Consider the following 8,057-nt stretch of genomic DNA (forward strand, 5'->3'; position numbering starts at 1 on the left):
GGATCAAATCGCGCCCCGAACCCCGCTCACCCCTTAGGCGCCCGCACCGAATCCCGAGTGATCAAGGGGCACTTGAGCCGGTGGGCCAACGTACGGTCCACCGGCTCACCCGCATCCGCCGCGTCAAGCAGCAACCGCACCGCCGTAGCCCCCATCTCCAGATGCGGCAGCGCGACCGTGGTCAGCGCCGGGACGAGGCGGTCCGCCATCTGGTCCTGGTCGTCGTAACCCACCACCGACAGCTCGTCCGGCACGTCGATGCCGAGCCGGGCCGCCGCGAGCAGTGCGCCCGCGGCGACCCGGTCGTTGGCGCACACCAGGCCCGTCGGCCGCTCGGCACGGTCCAGGACGCGCAGCGCCGCCGCGTACCCCTCGTCGATCTGCCAGCCCGCGCGCAGCACCCACTCCTCGCGTGCCTCGATGCCCGCCGCGCGCAGCCCGTCCCGGAAGCCGCGGGCCCGGTCGGACGCCGCGATGTTGTGCGCCTCGCCGCCGAGCAGCGCGATCTTGCGGTGGCCCGCCCCGATCAGCGCGTCCACCGCGGCGCGCCCCCCGGCGCGCTCGTGCGCCACCACCGAGGCGTACGAACCGGGCTCCCTCGGCAGGCAGTTGGCGAGTACGGCATGCTCCGGGTCGAGGCCACGGGGTACGGCGGTACGCCGCATCGACATCGCCGCGTACACCACCCCGTCGACCCGCCGGGCGCGCAGCTCCGCGACCGCCTCGGCCTCCGCCTCCGGGTCGAGCCGGGACTCCAGGAGCAGCACCTGGTGGCCGCGCTCCCGGGCCGCCTCCATCGCGCCGAGCACCATCCGGCCCGCGAACGGGCTCGTCGCGATCTCGTCGCTGAGCAGCCCGATCACCGCGCTGCGCCGCTTGCGCAGCGAACGCGCCAGTTCGTCCGGGCGGTAACCGAGCTCCCGCGCCGCCTTCTTGATCCGCTCCTGCGTCTCGGCGGACAGATTGCCCTCGGCCCGCCCGCTGAACACGAAGGAGACAGCGGCCCGCGACACCTCGGCCAACGCGGCGACATCGCGAGCGGTGGGGCGGTTCACGGCACGGCTCCTCGGTTCTGCGGAACGGCCCCGCCGGTCGACACGGGCCGCTGTGGACAGTATCTCCGGTGGCGGTACGGGATGGGCTTGGCGTACGGGGCGGTCACCGCCACGGCCGCCGCAGCTCCGGGCGCGGCTCCGGGCGCCGATAGGGTGGCGGCCGTCGGGTCAGGGTGTGCGGCGGGCGGGGGAGCAGGGTGGTCGCGATGAGCAGGGGCGAGAGCAAGGGTGCGGGCCGGCCGACCTCGCGGGATGTCGCGCGGCTCGCCGGGGTCTCGCACACCGCAGTCTCGTTCGTGTTCAACGGCCGCGCCGAGGGCAACCTCTCCGCGGACACCCAGGAGCGCATCAAGGAAGCCGCCGCCCGGCTCGGTTACCGGCCCAACGCCGTCGCCCGTGGCCTGCGCCGCAGCCGTACGGCCGTGCTCGGCATGGTCACCGACCACATCGCCACCTCGCCGTTCGCCGGAGCGCTCCTTCGCGGCGCGATGGAGACCGCCTGGGGTCGCGACCACCTGGTGCTCACCGTCGACTCCACCGGCGACCCGGCCAAGGAGGCCGCGGCCGTCGCCGAACTCCTCGACCGGCGGGTCGACGGCATCATCTACGCGGCCATGTCGCTGCGTTCCGCCCGCGTCCCCGAGGGCCTGGGCGCGACGCCCACGGTGCTGGCCAACTGCCTTGCCGAGGACGGTTCGCGGGCGGCCGTGATCCCCGCCGAGCGGGCCGGCGGCCGGGCCGCGGCCCGCCTTCTGCTCGACGCGGGGCACCGCAGGCTCGCCCTGGTCGGCGGCCTCGACGACATCGCGACCCCCGAACGGCTGCGCGGCTTCCGGGACGCGCTGCGCACGGTGGACCAACTCGCCCGCAAGGACTGGCTGTTGCGCTGCGGCGGCGAGATCTCCGCCGGGTACGAGGGCGCGCTACGGCTCCTCGACGGCGTACCGGCCGCCGAACGGCCCACCGGGATCGTCTGCTTCAACGACCGCGTCGCCGCGGGTGTCCTGCACGCCGCGAGCCGCCTCGGCATCGACGTACCGGGCGAGTTGTCCCTCGTCGGGTACGACGACCAGGAACACATGGCCGCCTTCCTCACCCCGGCCCTGACCACGGTGGCGCTGCCGCACCGGGCCATGGGGGAGACGGCGGCGGGGTTGCTGCTCGACGCCATCGAGGCGGGGGTGGAGCCGGTGGTCGAGGTGCGGCGCCTGGAGTGCCCGGTGGTGCTGCGCGGCTCGTTGGCGCCGCCGCGCCCGTAACGCCCGCCTGTCACGTGTTAGTTGGGTGCCGACATCCGCCCGACATTCGTCCGACATCCGCCTGACATTCGGGGATGAAGTATCTGTTCACCGACGCACGCTCGTACCGATCCCTTGACCTTTAACGAGTTAGGTCTACAGTCCTGCACCGGGAGCGCACCCGCTGGACGGGTTTTCCGGGACGAGAGGACGACGAAACATGCGTGCAATGAGCAGAAGGACCCTGATGCAGGCCGCGGCCGCGGGAGCCGTGGTGGCCGCGGTGCCCGCGGCGGTTGCAGCGGCCGAGGGCGGGGCCAACTCCCGCAAGAGTGCGGACAGTTACCGGTCCGAGTACCACTTCACCGTGCCCGACCAGTGGAAGAACGACCCGCAGCGGCCCATCTGGATCGACGGCGAGTACCTCTACTACTACCTCTACAACGCCGACTACCTGGCGGGTGGCACCACCACCGGCACCGCCTGGCGCCTCGCCACCAGCAAGGACCTGGTCTCCTTCACCGACCGGGGCATCGCCGTACCGAAGGACACCACGCCCAACGGCGACGTGTGGTCGGGCTGTGCGGTCGTCGACACGGACAACACCGCCGGTTTCGGCGCGGGTGCCGTCGTCGTCCTCGCCACCATGGCGCCCGACGAGACCAACTCCCAGGCCCAGTACCTCTGGTACTCCACCGACAAGGGCCGCACCTTCAAGAACCACGGCCTCGACCCGGCGCTCGCCAACCCGGGCGTGCAGGACTTCCGCGACCCCAAGGTGATCCGGGACGAGGAGCGCGACCGCTGGGTCATGGTGCTCGCCGAGGGCACCAAGGTCGGCTTCTACCACTCCGACAACCTCAAGGAGTGGACGTCCGTCGGCGGCTTCGTGAAGGAGGGCATCGGCCTCCTCGAGTGCCCCGACCTGTTCCGTATCCGTACCGCCGAGGGCACCTGGAAGTGGGTGCTCGCGGTGAGCGCCAACGGCAAGGCGGCCGGCCTGCCCAACACCTACGCGTACTGGACCGGCGGCTTCGACGGCACCACCTTCACCCCGGACGCCCCCGAACCGCTCTGGCTCGACCACGGCTTCGACTGGTACGGCGCGGTGACCTGGGAGAAGCGTGCGGCGGACGGCGCGGTGGACCCGGCGGTGCGGTACGCGATCGGCTGGATGAACAACTGGGACTACCCCAACACCACGCCCACCATCGACGCCGACGGGTTCAACGGCACCGACTCGATCGTCCGCGAGGTCACCCTGCACCGCGGCCCCTCCGGCGCGTACGAACTGCGGTCCCGGCCGGTGGCCGCGCTCGACCAGCATGTGACCCGCACCGTGGACCTCGGCGACGTGGAGGTCGACGGGCAGCTCGTCCTCGACTACACGGGCACCGCGTACGAGCTGCGCACCGAGATCACCTGGGACCAACTCACGGGCGCGGGCGTGCAGTTGCGGCGCTCCGGCGACGGCTCCCGGCACATCGACGCGGGCTTCCACGGCGACTACGCCTACGTGAACCGCAGGGGCGCCGCCAACCCGGACACGTCCGGCAAATATCAGGAGAGCAAGACCCCGTTCGACCCGGCGGCGCGGCGGATCACGCTGCGCGTCCTGGTCGACCGTACGACCGTCGAGATGTACGTCGACGACGGCCGGTACACGCACTCCATGGAGGCCTTCCCGTATCTCACCGACACGGGTCTCGCGCTGTACAGCGTCGACGGGAAGGCGGTGTTCCGGAACACCGTGGTGCGGGAGTTCGGGGTGTGAGGCGTGGCTGTGAGGCGTGCCTGTGAGGCGTGAGGTGTGGGGAGGCGGGGCGGTGGGGGACGCCCCGTCCTCACTCCTCGAAGTACGCGTCCAGGACCACATCGAGCTCCGTGGTCCAGCGCTTCAGGGTGGCCTTGTCCGGGGCCTGGACCTCGGCCGGGTAGGCGCGGCGGCCGAGGGTGTGGGCCGTGACGGTGAAGCGGCGGCCGAAGCGGGAGGTGGAGTGCTCCACCGCGCCGAGCTCGTCCCAGTCGAACTCCGCCTCCTGGTCGTCGAGCCGGAAGCGGAGGCCGGTGTGGTCGATGGTGATCGAGCCGCGGTGGTCACGGGCGTCGAAGGCGGGTCCGGCTTCCCGGACCTTCCCCGCCCCCGCCGCGCCCTCGGCGTCCCCGGTGTCCTTCGTGTCCTCGGCGTCCTCCGTGCTGTCGGCGGCACCCTCGTCGCTCGCGCCCACCGGTTCGGCCCCGGCTTCCGCTCCGGCTTCGGGCTCGGCTTCGGTGTCCGGAGCGGTGTCCGTGACTGTGTCCTTCGCGGCGCTCGTGTCCTGTTCGGCCTCGGCCTCCTTGTCCACCGGCGCGACGGGGGCGTCGGTGTCCACGGGCGCCACGGGCGCCACGGGCTTCGACGGAGTGATGCCGGGGATGTACCCGGGGTCCGTCGACGCGGCGTGCACGTGCAGGGGAGCGGCGTTCTCGTCTATGCGCTTTTCCACGGTGCGCAGTATGGCCGATGGACCTGTGCCGGTGACCACCCGGACCGGGGTCACGTCACCGGTGTCAGGTCATATCAGGAACCTGGGTCACGTCACCGGCGTACCGCTGCTCCGCTGCGACGGGATCGCGGCGGCGTCCAGCGGAACGGCGCCCTCCTGCTGAAGCGCGACGGTACGGGAGGGGGCCGGGACGCGGATGCCTTCGAGGCGGTAGCGCTGGTGGAGGCGCTTGATGAACTCGTGCTTGATCCGGTACTGGTCGCTGAACTCGCCGACGCCCAGAATCACCGTGAAGCCGATCCGGGAGTCGCCGAACGTGTGGAAGCGGACGGCCGGTTCATGCTCCGGGTCGGCGCCGTCGACGTCGGCCATCACCTCGGCGACGACCTCCATGGTGACCTTCTCGACATGCTCCAGATCGCTGTCGTACCCCACACCGACCTGGACGAGGATCGTCAACTGCTGTTCCGGCCGGGTGTAGTTGGTCATGTTGGTGCCGGACAGCTGGGCGTTGGGGATGATGACCAGGTTGTTGGAGAGGTTGCGTACGACGGTGTTGCGCCAGTTGATGTCGACGACATAGCCCTCCTCGCCGCTGCTCAGCCGGATGTAGTCGCCGGGCTGCACCGTCTTCGAGGCGAGGATGTGCACGCCCGCGAAGAGGTTGGCCAGGGTGTCCTGCAGGGCGAGCGCGACCGCGAGGCCGCCGACGCCGAGGGCGGTGATCAGCGGGGCGATGGAGACGCCCAGGGTCTCCAGGACCACGAGGACGCCGATGGCGAGGACCACGACCCGGGTGATGTTCACGAAGATCGTGGCGGAGCCCGCGACGCCGGTCCGGGACTGGGTGAACGACTGCACCGTGCCCGTGATCACGCGGGCCACGATCAGGGTGGCGACCAGGATGAGCAGCGCGCTCAGCGACTGGTTCACGACGGTGCGCACCGGCCGGGTCAGCGGCAGCGCGGAGGCACCGACGGCCGCACCGGCGATGGCCGCGGCCCACGGCGCGAGGGTGCGCAGCGCGCCCACGAGCACGTCGTCGCCGCGCCAGCGGGTGCGTACCGCGTGCCGCCCCAGCCAGCGCAGCGCGAGCCGCAGGAGCAGCCCGGCGGTGATGCCCGTGGCGAGCGCGACGGCGGCGAGTATCGCGTCGTGCGCGGTGAGGTCGCGGCTCATCGACCGCCTCCCGTGGCGCGGAAGTCATGGCACGCGGGGCGCGGTCCAGTCACGTGGTCACCTGCTCGTCTCTCGGCTGCGGCTGCGTGTCTCCGGGGGTGACCGGGTCGCACGGATGTGCCGGAAACGTGTGCATCACGTGCCGGGCGTACGGACGACTCGGGGAGACAGAGCGTCATCCTGCCGTACGCGTACGGGCGTTGAGACGCGGGGGGCCGGGGCTCGACGATCTTGCCGAGCCCCGGCCCCCCGATGCGTGCGCTCAGGCCGTCGCGATGGCCGGGTCGCTGACGCCCGGCTTGCCCGTCTCCACGTGTCCGGCGAAGCGGCGCAGGAACGTCGCGTCCGCCTCGGACGTGACGGTCACGTCGTACCAGCGCTTGCCCGCGTCCAGGGCGACGGTGTGCTCGACGGTCTTGCCCGGGGCCACCGTGAGGGTCTTGGCCGCGCCGCCGTACGCGTCGGTGAGGCTGAGCCGCGCCTCGGCGGTGCCCGCGTTGGTGAGGGTCAGGGCGAGGCTGCCGGTGGCGGCGACATGGCGGGCGGTGACCTCGGGTCCTGCGGTCGTGCCCGGACCCTTGAAGGCGCGCAGGAAGCCGTTCGGGCCGTGCACCGTCAGGTCGTACGCGCCGTCCGAGTACTCCGAGTTCCAGGTGTCGGAGACCGTCTTGCCCGCTTCGGCGGTGTACGTCCAGGGGCCGTCGGTGCGGTTGCCGGAGCGGACGTGGAACGTGCCGCCCGCCTTCTCGCCCGCGCTGCACGTCAGCGTGTACCGCCCGCTCGACGGGGTGGCCGCGCCGTCCACCCACGGGGCGTACGGCAGCGGGCGTGTGGGCCGCGAACCGGCCTCCTGCTTAGGGAGTTGGGGCTTGGCCGGCGGCTTCGGTACGTAGCTGTCGTGGCGTTCGTTGTCCGGCGGGCGGTAGCCGTCGGTGCCGGGCAGGTCGGCCGGGTCGGTGTCCTTGAGGCCGAAGTCGAAGGCCGAGGTCAGGTCGCCGCAGATGGCCTTGCGCCAGGGCGAGATGTTCGGCTCCGACACCCCGAAGCGGCTCTCCATGAAGCGCAGGATCGAGGTGTGGTCGAGCGTCTCCGAGCACACGTAACCGCCCGTCGACCAGGGCGAGACGACCAGCATCGGCACCCGCTGGCCGAGTCCGTAGGGCCCGGCGCCGTACGAGATGCTGCCGCCGTACGAGTCGAGGCTGGTGTCGACCGTGGAGCGGCCCTGGTCCGCGTCGGCCGGCGGGTACGGCGGCACCACGTGGTCGAAGTAGCCGTCGTTCTCGTCGTAGGTGATGAACAGGGCCGTCTTCGCCCACACCTCGGGGTTCGAGGTGAGCGCGTCCAGGACCTGCGATATGTACCAAGCGCCGTAGTTCGCGGGCCAGTTGGGGTGCTCGGAGAACGCCTCGGGCGCCGCGATCCAGGAGATCTGCGGCAGGTTCCCGGCCTTCACGTCGGCCTTGAGGTGGTCGAAGAAGCCGTCGCCCGCCTTGGCGTCCGTGCCGGTGCGGGCCTTGTCGAACAGCGGGTCGCCGGCCTTCGCGTTGCGGTACTTGTTGAAGTAGAGCAGCGAGTTGTCGCCGTAGTTGCCCCGGTAGGCGTCGTCGATCCAGCCCCAGCCGCCGTCCGCGTCCAGGCCGTCACCGATGTCCTGGTACACCTTCCAGGAGACCCCGGCCGCCTCAAGACGCTCGGGGTACGTGGTCCAGTCGTAGCCCGCCTCCTGGTTGCCGAGTACGGGGCCGCCGCCCTGGCCGTCGTTGCCGGTGTGCCCGGAGAACATGTAGTAGCGGTTGGGGTCGGTGGCCCCGATGAACGAGCAGTGGTACGCGTCGCAGACGGTGAACGCGTCGGCGAGCGCGTAGTGGAACGGGATGTCCTGACGCGTCAGATGGGCCATCGTGCCCGCCGACTTCGCCGGTATCCACTGGTCGTAGCGTCCGTTGTTCCAAGCCTTGTGCCCGCCCGCCCAGTCATGGTCGAGGCCGGCGATGAACTGCATGCCGAGGTCCTCCGCGTCCGGGTGGTACGGGAGCACCTCCTTGCCGCCGTCGGGCTGGTGGAACACGGACTTGCCGCTCGGCAGCGTCACCGGG

The 8,057-nt window shown here is 71.4% G+C and carries 6 protein-coding genes; 2 read left to right on the forward strand and 4 right to left on the reverse strand.

The annotated features are described in order from the left end of the window. Nucleotides 1-26: 26 nt before the first annotated feature. Nucleotides 27-1,055: a LacI family DNA-binding transcriptional regulator gene (locus GUY60_RS30310; protein ID WP_161703584.1), complete on the reverse strand. Its 1,029-nt coding sequence runs from the start codon at nucleotides 1,053-1,055 to the stop codon at nucleotides 27-29. 206 nt (nucleotides 1,056-1,261) lie between these two features. Between GUY60_RS30310 and GUY60_RS30315 the strand changes: the two genes are divergently transcribed. Both GUY60_RS30315 and GUY60_RS30320 read left to right on the forward strand, forming a co-directional pair. Next, nucleotides 1,262-2,314, forward strand: a complete 1,053-nt coding sequence (locus GUY60_RS30315; protein WP_161703585.1) for a LacI family DNA-binding transcriptional regulator — start codon at nucleotides 1,262-1,264, stop codon at nucleotides 2,312-2,314. A gap of 199 nt (nucleotides 2,315-2,513) precedes the next feature. Then, on the forward strand, nucleotides 2,514-4,067 hold the full coding sequence (locus tag GUY60_RS30320; RefSeq protein WP_161703587.1) for a glycoside hydrolase family 32 protein: 1,554 nt from the start codon (nucleotides 2,514-2,516) through the stop codon (nucleotides 4,065-4,067). A gap of 70 nt (nucleotides 4,068-4,137) precedes the next feature. Here GUY60_RS30320 and GUY60_RS30325 read toward each other — a convergent pair whose 3' ends face one another. The 3 genes from GUY60_RS30325 to GUY60_RS30335 form a co-directional block, all read right to left on the reverse strand. Further along, complete coding sequence (locus GUY60_RS30325) at nucleotides 4,138-4,779, reverse strand: hypothetical protein (protein WP_161703589.1); 642 nt, start codon at nucleotides 4,777-4,779, stop codon at nucleotides 4,138-4,140. An 87-nt stretch (nucleotides 4,780-4,866) separates the two neighbouring features. Then, nucleotides 4,867-5,958 carry a mechanosensitive ion channel family protein gene (locus GUY60_RS30330; protein ID WP_161703591.1) on the reverse strand — a complete coding sequence of 364 codons (1,092 nt, stop codon included), beginning with the start codon at nucleotides 5,956-5,958 and terminating at the stop codon, nucleotides 4,867-4,869. A gap of 262 nt (nucleotides 5,959-6,220) precedes the next feature. Further along, nucleotides 6,221-8,057 (reverse strand): phosphocholine-specific phospholipase C (locus GUY60_RS30335; protein WP_161703593.1); only part of this gene is annotated, 1,837 nt, incomplete at its 5' end.

The sequence above is a fragment of the Streptomyces boluensis genome (assembly GCF_009908195.1).
GTDB classification, from domain to species: domain Bacteria; phylum Actinomycetota; class Actinomycetes; order Streptomycetales; family Streptomycetaceae; genus Streptomyces; species Streptomyces boluensis.

Bases quoted from the DNA above. Each gene is read 5' to 3' on its own strand.
- GUY60_RS30315 (WP_161703585.1), top strand. From the start codon at position 1,262: ATGAGCAGGGGCGAGAGCAAGGGTGCGGGCCGGCCGACCTCGCGGGAT.
- GUY60_RS30320 (WP_161703587.1), top strand. From the start codon at position 2,514: ATGCGTGCAATGAGCAGAAGGACCCTGATGCAGGCCGCGGCCGCGGGA.
- GUY60_RS30330 (WP_161703591.1), bottom strand. From the start codon at position 5,958: ATGAGCCGCGACCTCACCGCGCACGACGCGATACTCGCCGCCGTCGCG.